The sequence below is a fragment of the Gluconacetobacter entanii genome (assembly GCF_013155425.1).
GTDB classification, from domain to species: domain Bacteria; phylum Pseudomonadota; class Alphaproteobacteria; order Acetobacterales; family Acetobacteraceae; genus Novacetimonas; species Novacetimonas entanii.
In genome coordinates, this window is sequence record NZ_JABJWD010000059.1 from 35,756 (window position 1) to 54,389 (window position 18,634).

At 56.2% G+C, this 18,634-nt stretch carries 21 protein-coding genes; 13 read left to right on the forward strand and 8 right to left on the reverse strand.

The window, feature by feature from the left end; all coding sequences use genetic code 11:
- Positions 1-102 precede the first annotated feature (102 nt).
- Positions 103-507, reverse strand: coding sequence for a DUF2867 domain-containing protein (locus HNH97_RS18390; RefSeq protein ID WP_407716818.1), 405 nt, complete (start codon positions 505-507; stop codon positions 103-105).
- Positions 508-638: 131 nt separating this feature from the next.
- On the opposite strand from HNH97_RS18390, the gene HNH97_RS11350 reads away from it, so the two are divergent.
- Positions 639-1,825 (forward strand): IS3 family transposase gene (locus HNH97_RS11350; protein WP_118963845.1). Its coding sequence is split into 2 segments (ribosomal slippage): positions 639-897 and positions 897-1,825, totalling 1,188 coding nucleotides; the frame shifts between segments, so codons are not numbered across the junction.
- Between the two features lie 151 nt (positions 1,826-1,976).
- Here HNH97_RS11350 and HNH97_RS11355 read toward each other — a convergent pair.
- Entirely contained in the window at positions 1,977-2,285 is a 309-nt protein-coding gene (locus HNH97_RS11355) for a muconolactone Delta-isomerase family protein (protein ID WP_171790958.1), read from the reverse strand.
- An 86-nt stretch (positions 2,286-2,371) separates the two neighbouring features.
- Between HNH97_RS11355 and HNH97_RS11360 the strand changes: the two genes are divergently transcribed.
- Entirely contained in the window at positions 2,372-3,301 is a 930-nt protein-coding gene (locus tag HNH97_RS11360; RefSeq protein WP_171790959.1) for a LysR family transcriptional regulator, read from the forward strand.
- Positions 3,302-3,381: 80 nt separating this feature from the next.
- Here HNH97_RS11360 and HNH97_RS11365 read toward each other — a convergent pair whose 3' ends face one another.
- The gene (locus HNH97_RS11365) at positions 3,382-4,287 is read right to left on the reverse strand and encodes an AraC family transcriptional regulator (protein WP_171790960.1); all 906 of its coding nucleotides are present in this window, start codon (positions 4,285-4,287) and stop codon (positions 3,382-3,384) included.
- Between the two features lie 95 nt (positions 4,288-4,382).
- On the opposite strand from HNH97_RS11365, the gene HNH97_RS11370 reads away from it, so the two are divergent.
- Complete coding sequence (locus HNH97_RS11370) at positions 4,383-5,210, forward strand: oxidoreductase (protein ID WP_171790977.1); 828 nt, start codon at positions 4,383-4,385, stop codon at positions 5,208-5,210.
- 112 nt (positions 5,211-5,322) lie between these two features.
- Here the strand turns inward: HNH97_RS11370 and HNH97_RS11375 are convergent, their stop codons facing one another.
- Positions 5,323-5,901 (reverse strand): TetR/AcrR family transcriptional regulator, encoded by a 579-nt coding sequence (locus HNH97_RS11375; protein ID WP_265176010.1) that lies wholly within the window; start codon positions 5,899-5,901, stop codon positions 5,323-5,325.
- Positions 5,902-6,035: 134 nt separating this feature from the next.
- Between HNH97_RS11375 and HNH97_RS11380 the strand changes: the two genes are divergently transcribed.
- The 3 genes from HNH97_RS11380 (at position 6,036) to HNH97_RS11390 (ending at position 8,169) form a co-directional block, all read left to right on the forward strand.
- On the forward strand, positions 6,036-7,019 hold the full coding sequence (locus tag HNH97_RS11380; protein ID WP_171790978.1) for an SDR family NAD(P)-dependent oxidoreductase: 984 nt from the start codon (positions 6,036-6,038) through the stop codon (positions 7,017-7,019).
- Between the two features lie 64 nt (positions 7,020-7,083).
- Positions 7,084-7,329 carry a hypothetical protein gene (locus HNH97_RS11385; protein ID WP_171790962.1) on the forward strand — a complete coding sequence of 82 codons (246 nt, stop codon included), beginning with the start codon at positions 7,084-7,086 and terminating at the stop codon, positions 7,327-7,329.
- Between the two features lie 12 nt (positions 7,330-7,341).
- On the forward strand, positions 7,342-8,169 hold the full coding sequence (locus tag HNH97_RS11390) for an SDR family NAD(P)-dependent oxidoreductase (protein WP_171790963.1): 828 nt from the start codon (positions 7,342-7,344) through the stop codon (positions 8,167-8,169).
- A gap of 119 nt (positions 8,170-8,288) precedes the next feature.
- Here HNH97_RS11390 and HNH97_RS11395 read toward each other — a convergent pair whose 3' ends face one another.
- Positions 8,289-9,200, reverse strand: a complete 912-nt coding sequence (locus tag HNH97_RS11395; RefSeq protein ID WP_171790964.1) for a LysR family transcriptional regulator — start codon at positions 9,198-9,200, stop codon at positions 8,289-8,291.
- A gap of 165 nt (positions 9,201-9,365) precedes the next feature.
- Here HNH97_RS11395 and HNH97_RS11400 point away from each other — a divergent pair, with 165 nt between their 5' ends.
- Together HNH97_RS11400 and HNH97_RS11405 are read left to right on the forward strand one after the other, a co-directional pair.
- Positions 9,366-9,977 (forward strand): FMN-dependent NADH-azoreductase, encoded by a 612-nt coding sequence (locus HNH97_RS11400; protein WP_171790965.1) that lies wholly within the window; start codon positions 9,366-9,368, stop codon positions 9,975-9,977.
- A 30-nt stretch (positions 9,978-10,007) separates the two neighbouring features.
- The gene (locus HNH97_RS11405) at positions 10,008-10,631 is read left to right on the forward strand and encodes a YceI family protein (RefSeq protein WP_171790966.1); all 624 of its coding nucleotides are present in this window, start codon (positions 10,008-10,010) and stop codon (positions 10,629-10,631) included.
- 473 nt (positions 10,632-11,104) lie between these two features.
- Here the strand turns inward: HNH97_RS11405 and HNH97_RS11410 are convergent, their stop codons facing one another.
- Positions 11,105-11,473, reverse strand: coding sequence for a winged helix-turn-helix transcriptional regulator (locus tag HNH97_RS11410; RefSeq protein WP_124306749.1), 369 nt, complete (start codon positions 11,471-11,473; stop codon positions 11,105-11,107).
- A 121-nt stretch (positions 11,474-11,594) separates the two neighbouring features.
- Here HNH97_RS11410 and HNH97_RS11415 point away from each other — a divergent pair, with 121 nt between their 5' ends.
- The 5 genes from HNH97_RS11415 to HNH97_RS11435 all read left to right on the forward strand — a co-directional run bounded on the left by HNH97_RS11415 (position 11,595) and on the right by HNH97_RS11435 (position 15,872).
- Positions 11,595-12,620: a zinc-dependent alcohol dehydrogenase family protein gene (locus HNH97_RS11415; protein WP_171790967.1), complete on the forward strand. Its 1,026-nt coding sequence runs from the start codon at positions 11,595-11,597 to the stop codon at positions 12,618-12,620.
- A 346-nt stretch (positions 12,621-12,966) separates the two neighbouring features.
- Entirely contained in the window at positions 12,967-14,055 is a 1,089-nt protein-coding gene (locus HNH97_RS11420) for a protein NO VEIN domain-containing protein (RefSeq protein ID WP_171790968.1), read from the forward strand.
- Positions 14,056-14,448: 393 nt separating this feature from the next.
- Complete coding sequence (locus HNH97_RS11425) at positions 14,449-14,682, forward strand: hypothetical protein (RefSeq protein ID WP_171790969.1); 234 nt, start codon at positions 14,449-14,451, stop codon at positions 14,680-14,682.
- Between the two features lie 42 nt (positions 14,683-14,724).
- Positions 14,725-15,243: a cell wall hydrolase gene (locus tag HNH97_RS11430; RefSeq protein WP_171790970.1), complete on the forward strand. Its 519-nt coding sequence runs from the start codon at positions 14,725-14,727 to the stop codon at positions 15,241-15,243.
- Between the two features lie 176 nt (positions 15,244-15,419).
- Positions 15,420-15,872 carry a hypothetical protein gene (locus HNH97_RS11435; protein ID WP_171790971.1) on the forward strand — a complete coding sequence of 151 codons (453 nt, stop codon included), beginning with the start codon at positions 15,420-15,422 and terminating at the stop codon, positions 15,870-15,872.
- A 177-nt stretch (positions 15,873-16,049) separates the two neighbouring features.
- Here the strand turns inward: HNH97_RS11435 and HNH97_RS11440 are convergent, their stop codons facing one another.
- Positions 16,050-16,787 (reverse strand): DUF3223 domain-containing protein, encoded by a 738-nt coding sequence (locus tag HNH97_RS11440; RefSeq protein WP_171790972.1) that lies wholly within the window; start codon positions 16,785-16,787, stop codon positions 16,050-16,052.
- A gap of 3 nt (positions 16,788-16,790) precedes the next feature.
- Positions 16,791-18,455 (reverse strand): helicase-related protein, encoded by a 1,665-nt coding sequence (locus HNH97_RS11445; protein ID WP_216657632.1) that lies wholly within the window; start codon positions 18,453-18,455, stop codon positions 16,791-16,793.
- Positions 18,456-18,634: the final 179 nt, after the last annotated feature.

Here is an 18,634-nt window from a genome sequence, read left to right on the forward strand (position 1 = left end):
AGGATATTGCATGTTTTTTGGAGGAACCGGATGCCGCTGCCCATCCACGCGCGGCGTAGCCTGAGGACAGCATGGTTCGAACCGCGTGATCTGTTTTACGGATCAGGTCTTCCTTCCAACACGTTTCAGGCTTGATCGAACGACAAGGACATGAAACGGCTTAATCAAGGCCAGATAAAGACGACCCAGATTATTGTGGCAATGAACGACGGTAGTGACGAGCACCTCAAAATCGCTTCTGTTAACTGGCATTCGGAGCAGGATCGAAATCTTGAAATCAAGGTGCCGGTCATTTTCACCAAGTACAAGCTCATTGGCATTACGTGCAAGAACCGGGAAAAAATCGATGGATTTATTTCCCTCCGCCCGCGCCTTACATCGGAGTTCATCCGTTGTTTTTAAACCGAAGCGAGCGACTATATTGTCGCGTATTGCCAGAAGACCACGAACCCACCAGGCAGGACGATCAAAAATGATATGCGCTATAAGGTCTATGTCGTAGGGCACATCATTATGAGGTATTATGCTAAAGGAGTCGACAAGGTCGGCGTCCTTGAATGCGCTGGCAATACAGAGGTGGTCCCCATTTTTCGGACAGGGCGATAAGCTATCATCTGGCCTGAACGAGGACGGGTTTTATGGGCAAGGTTACGCGGAAGAGGTATGCGGCAGAGTTCAAGTCACGGGTTGCGCTGGAGGCGATCCGTGGGGAACTGACGCTGGCGGAACTGGCTTCGAAACATGGGGTACATCAGACGATGATCGCCCAGTGGAAACGGCAGGCGATCGAGGGGATGGCGGCGACCTTTTCCGGGAAGACGGTGGCTGAGCCCCCGGTCAGCCCAGCTGACGTGGAGAAACTGCACGCGAAGATAGGCGAACTTCTCGTGGAACGGGATTTTTTACGCGATGCCTCTGCTCGGTTGGGCGTGATCAGAGGCGGCAGATGATTGACCCGAAGAGAGCATGCCTGCCGATAATCCGGCAATGCACGCTGCTGCAACTCAACCGGTCGGGCGTCTACTATCGGCCTGTGCCACAGAGCGAAGCCAATCTGGAGCTGATGCGGCTGATCGACGCCCAGTTCCTGGAAACGCCGTATTATGGCTCACGGCAGATGACATGGCATCTGCGCCGCCAGGGACATGAAGTGGGCCGCAAGCGGGTCCGGCGGCTCATGGCGATCATGGGCCTGCGGGCGATCTACCAGAAGCCGCGCACGACCGTGCCCCATCCGGAGCATCGGAAATATCCATATCTGCTACGGGATCTGGTCATCAATCGGCCTGACCAGGTCTGGTGTTCCGATATCACATATATTCCCATGAAACGGGGATTTCTCTATCTCGTGGCGATCATGGACTGGTTCACGCGCAAGGTCCTGTCCTGGCGTCTGTCGAACACGATGGACGTGGAGTTCTGTATCGAGGCGCTACAGGATGCCCTCATGCGCTATGGCGCCCCGGACATTTTCAATACTGACCAGGGGTCGCAATTTACGACACCCCGTTTCAGCGGGATACTGGAAGAGCGTCAGATCCGCATCAGCATGGATGGGCGCGGTCGCTGGCTGGACAACGTGTTCATCGAGCGTCTGTGGCGGTCGCTGAAATACGAATGCGTCTACCTGTACGCGTTCGAGACCGGATCAGAGCTGAGGGCCGGGCTTGGCAGATGGATCGCCCATTATAACGAAAGGCGTCCGCATACGGCGCTGGCTGGACGAACGCCCGATGAGGCGTATCATGACGTGCCGACGCCATCTGGTCCGGGGTTAACCCCGGACCAGATGGCCAACAGCAACGCCGTCAGAAGGGCGGCATAACAACAACCGGGTATAGCTTATCAAGCCCGCAAAACTGTCCGAACGGACGGGACCACCTCAATACTGCTCTCTGTAGGCAGATTGACCAACTGCACAGCATTGCCCGCACCATTCAATATCAGATTCATCCGAATGTACCGCCCTGACCGCCTTAAGCTGCCCCCAACAGGCTTTTATCGAACAATGCCTGAAACTGTACGAATGGCCCTAGCGCTACCACCTGACGATCAAGCAGATGTTCCTGAATCATCGGCAAGCGATCAAGTTCGGTGTGGAGAGCTGCTTCATCAGCCACTTCGTAGATCAGCGTGACGACAGGCGGGCCTGGCGAGAAATAGAACTCGCGGAGCACGCCATTATTATAAGACTCCCAGACCGCCTTGATCTCCGCAACCATGTGCGGTGCGATGTCTTCCACTTTCTTGCCGGCAGCCGGCGTCAATAAGACCAGGTATTTCATCTCTCTCTCCATTTTAAGTAAAACTTAATATGTGGCGGATGAGGATGTTCTTGAAGCTAAGTAGCGTTCATGTCAGTGTTGACTGCATGTCCACACTGTCGCTGTCTCCGGGCCTTCTTCAGCTTTTGTGGTTCGTGCGCATCGTTGAAGCGGGCTCATTCGCAGAGGCTGCTCGCCGCGCGGGCGTTACAACTTCAGCCATATCAAAGGCCCTGACCCGGTTTGAACAAAAGCATGGTGTTCGTCTGCTACACCGCACGACGCATGCCCTCTCGCTGACGGATGAGGGTGACCGCCTGTTTGGCCAGGGTCGTCATCTGCTGGACAGTCTGGAGCAGATTGAAACGTCACTCGCTGAATTGGGAAACCAGAGTGCCATCGGGCGTGTCCGGATCACCGCTCCAACAGCCTTTGCGCGCGCCTGTATCATGCCCGAACTCCCTGCGTTCCTGCATGCGCATCCGGAAATCAATATCGAGATCCAACTCGGGGACGAAATGGCGGACCTCGCCACACGTGGCATCGATCTTGCTATCCGCTCCGGTAGTCTCGTCGGTCTGCCCGGCCATATCTCTCGCAAACTATACTCGTTCCCCTGGATAGCATGTGCCACCCCCGAATATCTTCGGCTTCATGGCGTGCCAGAAACACCGGCGGACCTGGCAGGACACAGGCAGATCGGCTTCAGGAACAAGGGGACAGGCCAGATCGACAACTGGCGCTTCGTGTCACCGGTGAACGGAAAGGCCATACGTCATGTTCCCCGGCCCAAGCATGTCTTCGACGATGGTGAGGCCGCCTGGAGCATCGTTCGGGCCGGGTTCGGCATCGGATGGGCACCTGCGTGGCTGGGTCTTGATGATCTTCGCAGCGGCCATGTCGTCGAGATATTAAAGGACTGGCGGATCGCCGAGGCGCCTCTTTCTGCCGTACGTCTGGAGAAACGCCATACGCCTGCGCGCACGCAAATCGTTATGGACTTTCTTGCCGCCCTGCCTTCGACCTGGCAGATTTAAAAGTGCGGGCGGCCACCGTCCGCCTGCCAGATGTCGTCAAACAAACGGACGACCTCGGGCGCGGGATTTTCGCTTCGGGCCTATACCGGTTCCCCAAGATGTTCCCGCATCCATTGAGTTTCCTCGCTGGGGCTGCGGCGGAAATGGCGCCTGAAGTCCCGGCTGAACTGGGCAGGACTGGCATAGCCGACTTCGGCGGCAATCGCAGCAATCGATCCCTTCCGCCGCGCGATCATCAGCCTGGCTTCGTGCAGCCGCAGGGCCTTGATGTACTGGATCGGGGTATTCCCGGTAAGGGACTTGAAGCCGGCGTGATAGGAAGGAACGCTCATACCGACCGTTGCAGCAAGCTCCGGTACCGACAATCCTTCATTGTAGCGTTCGCGGATCAGCGACAGGCTCTGCACGATCCTGCCTGTCGTGCCGTTGCGACGCAGCGCCACCATCAGCGAGCCCCCCTGAGGACCGATCAGGACGCGATAATGTAACTCACGCAGCAATCCCGGGCCAAGAATGGCGAGTTCCTGCGGATGATGGAGAGCATGAAGTAGACGCTGCAGCACGTCAGCAATGGAGGGCACCATCCGGCTTGAAACCAGACTTCTTGCCTTCTCCCTCTCGTCATGATCGACCTGCCCTTCCAGTACGGTCACGATTTCAGCGGCAAGATGCAGATCAAAATCGAAGTAGATGGCGAGCAGAGGATGCTCGGGACTAGCTTGCGAAGCCATCCGAAAAGGCACGGGGACCGAAACTGCAAGGTAATGGTCGGCGTCATAGCGGTAGACCTCACCATTAAGGAAGCCCTGCTTGGACCCTTGCAATACGAAGACCGCACCGGGGCGATAAAGGACCGGCACATCTTCAAGAATGGTCTCGGAACGCAGGATGCGGATACAAGGCAAGGGCGTGGCGTTGTAGCCATGTCGCGGTGCGAGCCTGCCTGCCAGCGCGAGGAGCGGAGACGATGCGGGTTGAGGATTCATAGGATCGAGCAAGATAATCAGAGGAAATGCGATAGAGAACGTATCGATATGATATTATTGGTCAAGGCTTGAATACAATCAAGCAGAGCAGAGCCATGCCAGAGCAGACTTTTTTCATCACGGGCGCCAACTCGGGGTTGGGGTTTGCCATTGCCCGAGCCGCCCTTGATGCGGGCCACAGGGTAATCGGGGCAGTCCGGTCAGAAACCGCAAGGGCCTCGTTACTGGAACGACTACCGGATGCCCGCGTGGTCCTTTGTGACGTCACCGCATTCGACCGCATTCCCGCCATCGTCGCACAGGCAGAAGAAGACCACGGCCCGGTCGATGTGCTCATCAACAATGCCGGCTACGGACATGAAGGCATTCTGGAGGAATCCCCTCTCGAGGAAATGCGCCATCAGTTCGACGTCAATGTCTTTGGTGCGGTTGCGGTCGCCAAAGCCTTCCTGCCACGTTTTCGCGAACGGCGCAGAGGGTTCATCGTGAACGTGACATCAATGGGTGGTCTGATCACGATGCCCGGCATAGCGTATTACTGCGGCAGCAAATTCGCCCTACAGGGGATTTCGGAAGTCATGCGCGCCGAAATGGCGCCCTTCGGCGTTCATGTCACGGCGCTGTGCCCCGGATCATTCCGCACAGACTGGGCCGGACGTTCGATGGTCAGGACCGAGCGCTCGATTGCGGACTATGATGCTCTGTTCGATCCCATCCGGGCTGCTCGACACGAAAAGGACGGCAGGCAGTTGGGCGACCCGGCGAAACTCGCCGCCGCAGTGCTTCAGCTTGTTGCGTCGGACGCGCCCCCGCCGCAACTCCTTCTGGGCAGTGACGCCCTGCGTCTGGTGCGTGAACGTCTCTCCCGCCTGGAAAGAGAAATTGCGGATTGGGAGGACTTGACCCGAGCGACGGACGGCTGACGTTTTCGCACGCCACTGTTCGCTGACGGTGGTGCAGGCCTGACCACGCCCTGCGCCACGTTACCGGGATGGCGGCTGTCACAGGCTGCCACCCTGCCCTCCGCCGAAACGCTCACCCTTCGGGCCGCGACCCTGCAATCAGAACATCAACAAGACGTTTTGCACGCGGCTCCCAGCCGGGACCTGTCGCGTAGTTCGAAACGCCGCCGAGGGCGCACAACAGGTCTACCGGTTCGATGTCAGGCCTGATGTCACCGCTTTCTATCGCACGGGTGACAAGCCCGCCAACCGCGGCGGTGAGAACGGTGCGGGAATCCGCATAGATCGCGTCCGTTCCGCCAATAAGGCTATTTAGTGCTGGGGCGATCACCTGCTTGGTCGCGATGTAATCCACAAACAGGTTCAGCCACGCGCGCAGCGCTTCAACGGGCGCATGAGTCTCCGCGAGACGGGTGGCTGCCGCTGCGAGCCTGTTCAGTTCATCACGATAGACCGCCTCAATCAGGGCGTCGCGATTGGCGAAATGGCGATACAGCGTGCCAATCCCCACGCCGGTACGCCGCGCAATTTCATCCAGGGGAATGTCGATTTCGCCTGATCCAAAGGCAGTCCTGGCCGTTTCCAGCAGGCGTTCGCGATTTTTGCGTCCATCGCTGCGTGGCCTGCGCCGGCGCGTCTGGTCCTCTTTCACGTCTTTCCCTCTTGTTAAACGGATGAATGCTCCGTATATAAATAAGCGGAGCATGCTTCCACATAACTCCCCGGGTGCCCATTCAGCAAGGAATGGCGTTCCCTTCATGCTGGAGGCCTATCATGGCACAGACTATGACACAGCAGTTTGGCGCAACATCCACGACCGAGGATGTCCTGCGCGACGTTTCCCTTGCCGGAAAGCGCGTCCTCGTCACCGGCGTTTCAGCAGGACTGGGCGTTGAGACAGCACGTGCGCTGGCAGCCCACGGGGCCACGGTTGTGGGGGCCGTACGCAACCTTGCGAAGGCAGAACACGCCACCGCACAGGTGCGAACGGATGCGGAAAAAGGCGGCGGATCGCTTGAACTGCTTGAACTTGACCTCGCGGATCTCGCCAGCGTTCGTGCCGCCACGGACCGCCTGAATGCGGCAGGCAAACCGTTCGATCTGGTCATTGCCAATGCGGGCGTAATGGCGACCCCTTTCGGGCATACGAAGGATGGATTCGAAACCCAGTTCGGCACCAATCATCTGGGGCATTTCGTGCTGGTCAACCGCATTGCCGGCCTGCTGCGGACAGGGTCCCGTCTGGTCAATCTTTCCTCCGCCGGGCATCGTTTTTCGGATGTCGATCTTGCCGATCCGAACTTCGAACACACACCGTATGACCCCTGGATTGCTTATGGCCGGTCAAAGACTGCCAATATCCTGTTCGCGGTTGCTTTCGATGCCCGGCACAAGGCGCAGGGCATACGGGCCACTGCCGTGCACCCCGGCGCGATCATGACGGAACTCGTGCGTTATCTGCCGGAGGGCGCACTGGAAGCAATGGAGGCGCAGATCAACGCGCAGGCGGCCGCCGCAGGTAAACCGCCATTCGAGTTCAAGACAGTGCCGCAGGGTGCTGCGACCTCGGTATGGGCTGGCGTCGTTGCTGCCGCCGATGCAGTCGGCGGACATTATTGCGAGGACTGCCACGTCGCACCGGTCATTCCCAATGACGCGCCCAAAGGGCTGCTTGATGAGGGTGTCCGTGCCTATGCCGTCGATCTGGCCCATGCCGAGGCATTGTGGGCAAAAAGCGAGGAAATGGTGGGAGAGCGGTTCGCATCGTAACCGCCGCCTGCATGACAGCCTGATCTGAAGAGGCATCAATGCCTGCCAGATCGGGCCCTCCCCTATGAATGAACTGACCATTTCCTGCCTGCCGATCCGCTTTACATTCTTGGTGGATCAGCAGGCTGCGTTTCCTTTGTCATTCTTCAGGCTGCTTTCTTTCCGCCTGCAGGACGGCACCAGTATCAACTTCATCAAGCAACAGTTTTGCTTCAGTGATGCCTACCCTTTGTCCGGGCGTCAGGAAGAGGGTGGCGCTGCGCTTGATGGTCAGTCGAACGAACATCCGGATGAACGAGTAATCAATTGAAAGGACAGGCATATGCCTAAAATCTGGTTTGTAACCGGCAGTTCACGTGGTCTTGGCCGCGACATTGTCGAGGCCGCCCTGTCGGCCGGTGATAGCGTCGTTGCAACGGCGCGCAAGCCCGCTGATCTCGATGCGCTGGTTGCTCAATATGGCGCGCGCATATTGCCCCTGCCCCTTGACGTCACCGACGCCAAAGCAGCCCAAACTGCTGTCCTGCAGGCAAAAGAGCATTTCGGCCGTATTGATGTCGTGGTCAATAATGCAGGCTATGCCAATACGGCCTCGGTCGAAGACATGGCGATCGAGGACTTTACCCAGCAGGTCCAGACGAACTTCTTTGGCGTCGTCTATGTCAGCAAGGCTGTGCTTCCCATCCTGCGCGAACAGGGGCACGGCCATATCTTCCAGATAGCTTCTGTCGGCGCGCGTATCACGGTTCCCGGTCTGGGTGCCTATCAGGCTGCCAAATTCGCGGTGCGTGGCTTCTCTCTGGTTCTGGCGCAGGAAATGGCACCGCTCGGCGTCAGGGTCACAACGATCGAACCGGGCGGGATCAGAACTGACTGGGCTGGCTCGTCCATGAAAATCCCGCCGATCAGTGCACCCTATGAACAGACAGTCGGGGCCTTTGCAAAGAGGATACGTGAGGGTTCAGGCCATCAGAGTTCGGACCCCGCCAAGATCGCCAGCCTGATTGTCGGTCTGGCGAACCGGGAGGACGCGCCGATGGAACTGCTTGTTGGTGTCGATGCGGTTGAATATGTGAAACGGTCTGACGAAGCCGTGACGGAGAATGACCGTAAGTGGCACGACCTTTCGATCACGACCACGGCAGACTGATGCATGATGTCTCTCCGGTTAGCAAAGGTAACGGACGAATAAGTTAGACCGCAGGAACGACGGTGCCGGTTTCGATCGCATGGTGAGGCGGGTCGGGACCGGCCTTTTCAAAGTCGGGATCACTGATCGGCAGTTTTGCCCGGGCAAAGCTTCAGCCTGTCAATCAGCCACCGACCCGCGCGCCCCGGCGGCTCGGCCGTGGGATAAACGACCGTCATGGGCATATCCACTCCCCCTTGGGAGATGTTGTCGATGCGGAGTTCGACCAGCCGGCCGCTTTCGATATCGGCCTGCACTATGTGCGACGGCATCCCGCCCCAGCCTAGGCCACCAAGAAGAAAATGATGCTTGGCGTAGAGATCCGCGAGCCGCCATGTCAGTGGGGACATGATGCCACGTTCCTTGCCAGCAGACAGATTTGTGCGGTCGGTCAGCACAAGCTGGACGTGGCGGGCCAGTTCTTCCTTGGGAATGATACCGTCAATCCGTGCCAGAGGATGGTCATGGGCGGCCACGATCAGGAAACGGATATCCCCCAGCGCCTCGCTGGACATGGAAGCGGGAACATCGGGCAGAGGACCGGCAATACCAATGCTGGCCCGCCCGTCGAGAAGCGGCTGAAACACGCCGCCAAGGGCCTCGACATACAGCCGCAGGGGCGTGTGCGGAAATGTCTCGCGGAATTTCGCAGCCACGGCTGTGATGCGGTCCATCGGGAAGAACACGTCCACCACAACCGACAGTTCGGGCTCCAGTCCCGACGCCATGCCCTTCGCCCGCGCCTTCATGAAGTCCACATTCGCGACCACGCCGCGCGCATCGGCCAGCAGCACCCGGCCAGCGGGCGTCAGTTGCGGGTAACGACCGGACCGGTCGAAGAGCACGATCCCCATCTGCGCTTCAAGTGTTGCGATCATTTCACTGACCGCTGATTGCGACCGGTGCAGCCACCGGGCCGCCGCCGAGAAGCTGCCTTCATCGCTGGCGGCAATGAAGGTACGCAGTTGATCCAGTGATACGCCGTCCAGCATAGGCCCCCAATCCATCGCTCCTTGCGGTATTATATATCGGAATATAGCGACTTTATAGATGGATAAATCCATGGGACATGCTGGATCATGTTCAGGGCAATCAGAAACCTATTTTCAGGGCGTAACAGAAAAGCCCTGTCCAATTCCTCTGCGGAGACGACCACGATGAAGATCCTGCATATTGATTCCAGCATTCTCGGCAACCATTCGGTCAGCCGCCAGCTTTCGGCAGAAACCGTCGCGCAGCAGAAGGCCGCGCACCCGGACGCCACCGTCACCTATCGGGATCTTGCTGCAAATCCCATCCCCTATCTGACCGGTGAGCACATGGCGGCATTCCAGGGGGCGCCGGTAACGGACGCCGCACTTGCCGATGATCTGGAGACCGGCAACGGGTATATCGATGACCTTCTGGCGGCTGACATCATCGTCATTGGCGTACCGATGTACAATTTATCTGTTCCCGCCCAGCTCAAATCCTGGATCGATCGCGTGGTTGTCGCGGGCAGGACGTTCCAGTATGGCGCGGCCGGCCCCGAAGGTCTGCTTCCAAAGGGCAAGAAGGCGTTCATCATCTCGACGCGCGGCGGGGTCTATACCGGGGACAGCCCGGCCGCTGCGCTGGATTATCAGGAGAAGTATCTCGGCACCGTCCTCGCATTCATCGGCCTGACGGATGTTACCTGGATACGCGCTGAAGGACTGGCGCTGGGGCAGGATGCAAAAGACGCCGCCATTGTGCAGGCCCAGGGCGAAATTGCCGGTCTTCCGGTCTGAATACTGTTTTATCTCAGAGGAATACGCCCCATGATCAAACGTCATTTCGCCACGTCCGCCCTTGTGGCGGCCGTCATATTCGGTGCGGTTTCACAGGCTTCCGCCCAGCAGGTTGCCAGCCCCGACCCATCAGCGGTGAAGGCTGGCACCTACAAGGTCGAGCCCTATCACACGCAGGTCGGCTTCACCCTTTTGCATATGGGCTTCAGCAATTTCTCCGGTTTTTTCACGGGAGCATCCGGTTCGCTCACGATTGATCCCGCCCATCTTGCTGCAACCAGTCTTGATGTCACCATTCCGGTGCAGTCGGTTGACACCACGGTGCCGAAGCTGGATGGCGAACTGAAAAGTGCGCAGTGGTTTGACGCAGACAAGTTTCCCAACGCGACGTTCAGATCGACCCGGGTCGTCCGGACCGGTGCGAACACCGCGAATATCACCGGCAACCTGACCCTGCACGGCGTGACAAAGCCGGTCACGCTCAAAGCCCGCCTGATCGGCAGCGGAACCAACCCGCTCGACAAGATGTTTACCGTAGGTTTTGAAGCAACAGGTACGATTGTCCGCAGTCAGTTTGGCGTCAAACAGTACGTGCCGCTCGTGGGTGACGACGTGACGCTGACGATCGCCGGCGCGTTCGAGTTGCAGCAGTAAACAGCAATCAGCGCCATGGTCTGTTGAGCGCTATACGCGTCTGACGATCATTCTTCACTGGATCATGGCGCCTAGTATCGCAATTAGTTGCGTGTTAGGCATCTCCGATTTGAACCTCTGAAATCAGTCCATTGATTTATTTGTGTTTTATCGACGCCCCACCATGCGGCCAAACAAAAACCCCACGAACCTTTTGGCTTCGTGGGGTTTTCTATATGTCGTTTGGTTGCGGGGGCAGGATTGCTTCTCAAGTTGCGACAATCGCAAGGTGAGAATAAAGCGGGCTTAATAGACTGTTTCGACGCACTTTTTTCTGCGTTCACCTGATCCCTTACTGCAATCAATGAGCTCCTCTCCTCGTAGAATGGAGGATTTATTTATACGAAGCTGTGTCCGCTTGCGCTCTCATCCCCGACGCTACATGGCCACGAGCATGTTTCCGAAACCGGACCTGCCTTGCGATCGTTGAACGGCTATGAATCGGACGCTTTAGCTGCACGTCTCAGATCAGCCCAGTCCAGTAGGGCTATGAAAACCGGACCGAGCGCTTTGCCAATGTCCGTCAGGCCATATTCGACTTTAGGCGGAACTTGTGCGTGGACCGTGCGGAAAATGACCTTTTCCTGCTCCAGTGCACGAAGCTGCTGGATCAGCATTTTCTGTGAAATATCCGGTATGGCTCTTTGCAGGTCTGAAAAACGCATGACCGGCCCCTCAAAAAGCCAGGCCAGAATCATCATCTTCCACCGTCCTTCGAGAATGCGAATAGCGCACTGCATATCGGCGGCCGAGCTGGAACGGGGACGTGCATTGTAGATGGTTTTCATATCTGAATCGGGCATGGTTACCTTTTGGTGGGTATTGAACTTTTTTGTGCGTTCTTGTCACGACGACAGCACTGTAGCACAGAGAAAGGCGCAACAGCGGTCTCGGCTTCACCCCTGACTGAAGGAAACACCTGCCATGTCCATGCGCGCGTGGCGCTTCGACGCCCTCTCTTCTCTCAGTGACCTTTCCGTGCACAGTGAACCGATGCCCGCACCTCAGCGCGGAGAAGTTCTTGTAAAGGTGCGTGCTGTTTCCCTGAATTATCGTGATATTGCACCCATTCTCGGTCGCTATGTCTGGCCAGCGGAGTCAGGGCTTATCCCATGCAGCGATGCTGCGGGGGAAATCGTCAGTGTCGGCGAAGACGTGACGGTTTTCCGCCCGGGAGACCGGATTGTCAGCAGCTTTCATGCTCGCTGGCTGGGCGGCAGACCGCCGACAGGTTTGATGCTGGAAAGCTACGGCACCGGTTCGGATGGCTGGCTGACTGAATACAAGGTCGTCTCACAGGAAGCGGTGGTGCCTCTTCCGGAGAAGGTCTCATTTAAGGAAGGGGCCACACTGCCCTGTGCTGCCGTGACGGCTTGGAACGCTCTGTCGGGCGCCCTCCCTATGCGAGCCGGACAGACAGTCCTGACCCTTGGAACAGGCGGTGTTTCGATGTTTGCGGTGCAGCTTGCCAAAGCCGTGGGAGCGACCGTGATCTCAACGACGTCCAGTGGGGAAAAGGCCGAACGGCTGAAGGCATTGGGAGCAGATCATATTGTCAATTACAGGGATATTCCGAACTGGGGCCGATACATCAAGGATGACATCACTGGTAGAACAGGCGTGGACTGTGTCGTTGAAGTCGGCGGTCCTGCGACGATCAATCAGTCTCTCGATGCTGTTCGCTGGGGTGGAGAGGTTGTGCTGGTCGGGTTTCTGAGTAGTGACAATCCGGGAATTGACTACTTCCATCTCAAAGGCAGCGGTGCAGTCGTCCGTTCTGTCGCTGTGGGTGACAGGCCGATGCTGGAAGACCTTGTGCGGGCATGGACCGCTTCCGGCCTGAAGCCTGTGATCGACAGTGTGTTTCCCTTTGCCCACGCCCGCGAGGCATTTGACCATCTTATGACTGGCAGCCATGTTGGGAAAATCGTCATTACCTTCTCGGACTGATCCACGCGATGGTGGTTCTGTCATGTTGCTCCGACGGTATGACAGCTGTCCTGGCATGTTTTTGGTAGTCAGGCATACCCGGTTACACCTTTGGATAAACCGCAAGCGGACCGTCAGCTTACCCCCGCTGGTCTGCCTGTCCGCTCAGTGATACAGGAGCAGACAGGCAGCAGTCGCCTCATGTCGGACATTCGAGCGTTAATGGGTAATGCCGCGAAAGCGGACATTGCTAAGCTAAGCGCGATAGACTGAGTTTTGGTGCATTTCTGCCATCCCGTCGCGGCTTGTTGAAGAGCAGGTCTAGACAAGATACCGGTTTGTTCAATCTTAATATGAAGGTGACCCAATGAACCGTCCGCTGATCATGCTGCATGGCATCCATCTCAATAATTATGACGGCAGCCTGGACGGCTTCTATGCGGGCGGCTTCAAGTGGGCGGCGGAGAATGGATGGGGCGGGGAGGTCCTGAATTTCAGGCCGACCTCTGGTCGCTGCTATGGGCATGTCGAAATACTTGGGAATTCGCTTCACATCGAAAAGCTCGGGACCACGCCCACGAGCGATTCCATCGACAATGTTTTGGTCGTCTGGACCGCGCCGGACCCGTCGCCTCGTCGAGGGAGGATCGTCGTCGGGTGGTACGACAACGCCACGGTCTATCGTGATCACCAGAAACCCACGGGCGCGCTGAAGCGAGCGAGGACCTATCGCGATCCGTACTCACATGAGCCGCACGTGCTGTCGTTCCAGGTTGAGGCGGATGAAAAGGATTGCCGGCTGCTCGTGCCGGAGGAGCGGGTTCTTTGGATCCCACCGCGCAAGAAGGGCGACAAGGGTATCCCCGGCCAGAGCCCAGTCTACTTTCCCGAGCTGCAGGCGGAGGTCGGGCCCGAGATCGCACGTCGCATCCGTCATTTCATCGAGACCGGGAAAGCATTGCCGCTTGCGGAGGCCGTCTCGCCGAAGTCCGGAAGCAAGGGCCATCGCTTCCAACCAGATCCGGAGAGGCGCAAAGAGATCGAAGATGCCGCGATGCGGATCGTGACCGACCACTTCAAGGTGCTTGGCTACAACGTTGACGACGTCTCGGCAACGAATCTGGGATATGACCTCGTCGCCGTTCAAGGCGACGCTACGCTTTGCATCGAGGTGAAGGGCCGGTCCGGCAGCGCAGTGGTGGCGGACTTCACCTATAATGAGTTTGACAAGATACGTCTCGAGGAACGTGGGCAGTTCCTCGATGGGAGCTATCGAATCTGCATCGTCACCGATGCACTAGGCGAGCGCGCCCGCCAGAAACTGCACCATTTCTGGTGTGTCACGCCGCCCGACGTAGCGCAAACTGCCTCACGGCAACGCGTTTGGCAAAACGTCGACGGCAAAGGAGCGCTTGAGCTTACACCGCGTGAAGCCGCCCAAGGCCGGGTGCGCTGAGCAATCAGGTGAAGTATGACGCGGTATCCGTGTTGGCCACGATCGCTGCGACGTTACCGAGAAGATTTTCACCAATCGAAGCGGGCTGTGGGCGATACTTAAGGACCGCCGCATCCACTTGAACGTCGTGAGCCTTGGTCTGACCGAGACCGCGGGGCTCAACGATCTGTTTGTCGACGGCGGCCAGGCGTAGATCTGATTTACGTTTTTGATGCCGGAAGGCCGGTCAACGAAACGCCGGGCGGTCTGACACGCGATGTCCCACGTACCGCCACTGCTCTGGCGTCTAATCAACGGTTCGCAGGCCAGCCCATCACTTATAATGTCGGGTTTTGTCGGATCCAGACATCCCCGGCGTTTCGGGTGAGCGATCGACTCTGGTCGATAGCCGTCATGAGCGTGAAGGCTGCGAATGGCCGCATTCAATCATTTCTTCCTGACAACCGACATTCCGGATTTCCCTTAAACAGCCTGTCTGCTCAGCAGAAACAGAGCAGACAAGCAGCAATCGCCTCATTGCAGACATTCTGCCACATTGCTGCATTGCCAGAAGCAGATATCAGGGAGCATGGCGCACCCAGAGGCGCATACGTAATGATGCTTGATGCCTGCACAGGAACAAATTAGAAACGTTTGAAGCTACGATAACATTCGGGAAAGACAGACAGCATGCCGTCATTACAATCTGCTTCTGGCCGTCTGCCTTCTTTGTCCTATTCTCAGGACGAAAGGCTCACCAGACAGAATATTGAAGATCTTGGCCGTATTATTGCATCAGAGGCACGTGGCTCGAACGAGACGGCACAACTCATGGTCGGATGGACCGTCATCAACAGGATGAAGCGCCGTCATCTCAGGTCGGTGTCCACAGTCTGGCAGCACAACAATTACGCACACAACCATCCTGCAACGACAATAAGCCGACGGATCGCAGAAAGTCTGTTATCCGGTCAAGCGCGCGATATCAGTCAAGGAGCGACCCTTTTCTATTCGCCAATCAGCATGCCAAAGGAAGGAGATACCGGACTTTCCGGGTATGACATTCAGGGAGGACTTGAAACTGTGGATGGTGTACGGGACAGAAGCGGAAGACCCATTAAAAATTATGTTCCGAGTTGGGCACGACCAGGGCAATATGTGCGGATATTTAGTGTGCCCGAGCGTGAATTCAAGTTTTATCGAGAGTAAAGCCCATGCGGTATCTGTTCTTTCTTCTGACGTTCCTAATGACGCTCTCTGCCGCTTATGCAGGCACGCCTTCACAGATACCAGCAAGTGTTCCCATTCCATCGACATTCGAGGCGCTCAGGGAATCTGCTGTACGGGCCAAAGCGACATGGTGTAGGACGGATGACTGCAAAGCCATGATTCTTCTAGACTATCTCGTTCAGAACGTTGGACTTTATCTATCCAATGATGCAAACGGTGCCGCCAGCGTTCTGGTACCGCATGGACGTACCATTCGTGCGGATATGCGGCTTCAGAATAAACTACTCAACCATCGTGAACTCTATGCCCCTTTTTGCGCTTTTATTGTGAATTATCTTTCTGGTATAAATAAGCAGACAGGATCGAATGAGACTGCATATGCCAGCTTTGTTCCTGCACAGATCGCCTTGAGTGCGGTCGATATGGATATTCACGATGGGGGGCATTGCGCGCAGCAGATCACGCCCTTTTTTGCCAGCAGACCAGATGATCGTGATTACGCGTTTAGTCTATGCATTGGAGGATATGAAAATCCTCATCGTCCTCAGTCCGCCTGCAATGTCATCAAGGAGAACGTGAAACCGGAAGAAAAGACGGTTCGTCCGTAAATTTTATTATTTATCAGGTATAACTTTATCTTAATTGAATATTTAGCGTTGGTCCGCTTTGCTCGCATCAAAATTCGATAGCGGACCGTTCGCTCTCCCCCCTTACCCACCGGTCTGCTCGAAGACTTAAGCAGACCATCAGATCTAAATCGCAAATTTGGGAGAGTCGGTGTTCGCTTACTCGAAACGAAGTGATCGTTTTACGGTGGAGGCATCAGACATGCTACATGATGGGCGTTCCTTAGCTATAATCCTAAGAACGGCCCGAGAATGATGGAAATTCAGAAACTCTTGCGCAAGAACTTCATCGACGAAATGCGTGGATATCTGCGCATCTGTTGAAGCGGTTAACGTGCCAGGAGGAACACCTTCTTCCCAGCCCTTCAGCTTTCTAAATTCTTTCACGATGATCCCGAACGGTGGATGAGCATGACTGAGTTGTGCCTCGGAATACGCAACGAGGCTTCCGGTAATATCGCATGCAATCAATCCATCAGGGTCGGAGAAATGGTCAAACTGTCTTTGCTTCATCCCCAGCAAATCGCGTGACACAGCATTATAGCAGGCTTTGGAAAACTCCTCCGCATCGCTTTTAGGACGGCCCGAGACCGCTTGAGGATAACTAAAATCAGTTGATGTATCGTCTACACGAACAACCCAGAATCCTGAGCTTGACCAGCCGTCTCCCTTATTCAACCGCCTCTCAAATCGCTTTATGCCGGAACCAATTTTTGAAGGTTCATCGGAAACGAGGAGATCAAAGCGCTCTAAGAGTGCGGAGAGATCGCTATGATCCTCAACATCTTGTATATGTTCTCCATCACAATAGCGCGCCAGCATTTCCTTGAAATACTGTGTAGCCGCCTTTTTGGTTTTGAAAATTCGACCATTCGACAACTCTACCGACTTTGCCATCTGTCACTCCTCCACTGTCGTCTTTTTCAGCACGTTTTCACGGATTTCTCGGACGACGATCGACGGCAAACCAATTGCGTCTAGCCGGTCGCACCGATCAACGACCCACTGAATACAGGCAGCCTGATCGAGGTCATCTAGTGCAACAACCTCGTAAAGTGCGACAGCTCCTATACGTGACATCCCAAGCTCCATAAGAGAGCGCAAGGTCACAGTACTCACCCCTAATTCCAAGGCGACGCCGATATCGAGGTCGCTATCAATCAGATCTTCTCGGTCTATAGCCTTCAAATGCTGGTTCAGCACGTCGACATAGGCAGAAAAATATCGAGGTGCCAGAAATCGAGCCGTACCTTCAATCATTTCCAGTGTGCCCCTGATGACGCTGGCTATATTGACCTCACCGTCGCGCCGCTGAAGATACTCAATCCGCTTGCGAATGATAGTCGGCAACGAAAAGCCCTTCAGCCACTGCAACACCGTAAGCGCATGCAAGGGGATCAGCGTACTCGGCCGGAAAACGGTCAGGACATTGTCGTTGATCCTTTCCATCATTTTCGAAAAACGGTGATAAGCATCATCACTTTCCGAGGGTGCAGGCAGCAGATCCTCCGCGGGCCCCTCATAAGCCTGAAAGAATGCCAACAATCTCTGTAACCCCAGCAAACTCACGCCTGGGTTCCGGACGCCAATTTCTGCAGAAAGTTCGAGGCCCTGTGTCGCCTTCGCGAGTGCTTGCTCGAGACGTTGCAAATTGGCGGGGGGCTGACGCTTAGCCCACGGTGCCGCTGTCAGTGATCGATCACGGACATATACTGTCGTAAGATAAGCACTCACCTGCTCGAATGCACGGACTTTACCGGGATCACGCTCCACTCCGGCTGGACGTTGCTCTATATATGCGGCGAGTTCATCGAGTTTCGAGAGAGCAGTATCGGTCTCTCGCCGGATCGGATAACGTGTGCGTTGGGGAACCCCTGAAGGCCACGCTCTTTTGTCGGCCGCATCAATGCAGATGATGTTGCCTTGAAATTCATCACCCCATCTGCCGGCTCGACCGGCAAGGTTCCAAAAATCCTGCGGCTCCATCGGCGTCTTCTTACCCTTGCGGGGTCCGCGAACGACGATAGTCCTGCAAGACAAGTTTACACCCTCTATGAGAGTAGATGTACAGACGAGAAACTTGAGCTTTCCTGTCTTGAACAGCCTCTCAACTTCCAGACGGATAAGCGAAGGCATGTTACCATAATGGAAGGCGATGCCGACTTCCACTAATGGTGCTAGCCTATAGCTTTTATGCACGCACTTTCGTGCTAGATCTGCAAGATCAGCTAGCTCCTGGTCGATCTCTTTAGCTGTCGGTAACAACTGACTGATGATCTCAGCAACGTCCTCAGCCTCGGCCGCTCCATTGGCGTAGACAAGAGTGCCGCCCCGTTCTCCAATGGCCGCCGCGATGAACGCGAGCCTCTTTGCCAGCGTATTCGGCTTGCTTGCAAGCGTTAGTGTCCCGAGAGGCAAATATTCCTCATTGTGCCGAAACTTCAGTGCCCATTTCGTCGGCTTTGCAGGGACCTGATGGGCGACCACGATGTTTTGTAATACGGTCGCGACATCACTATCGATCGGTATGGTCGGCGTGGTGTCTGGCGCATCTTCAAGCAACACTTCAGGGTTTCCCGAGCCTTTTCTCCACCCCCCTTCCGGCTAGCCAGAAGGGGAGCAAAAAGACCGAAATCCCCTACATAATAAGTTATGGGGCTGGCATAGGTAAGCCAATAAAGGCTTGATATGTTGTATGAAAGCACGTCGTCGCAGCCGGCTGCCTGTCAGCATCCAAAAGCGCC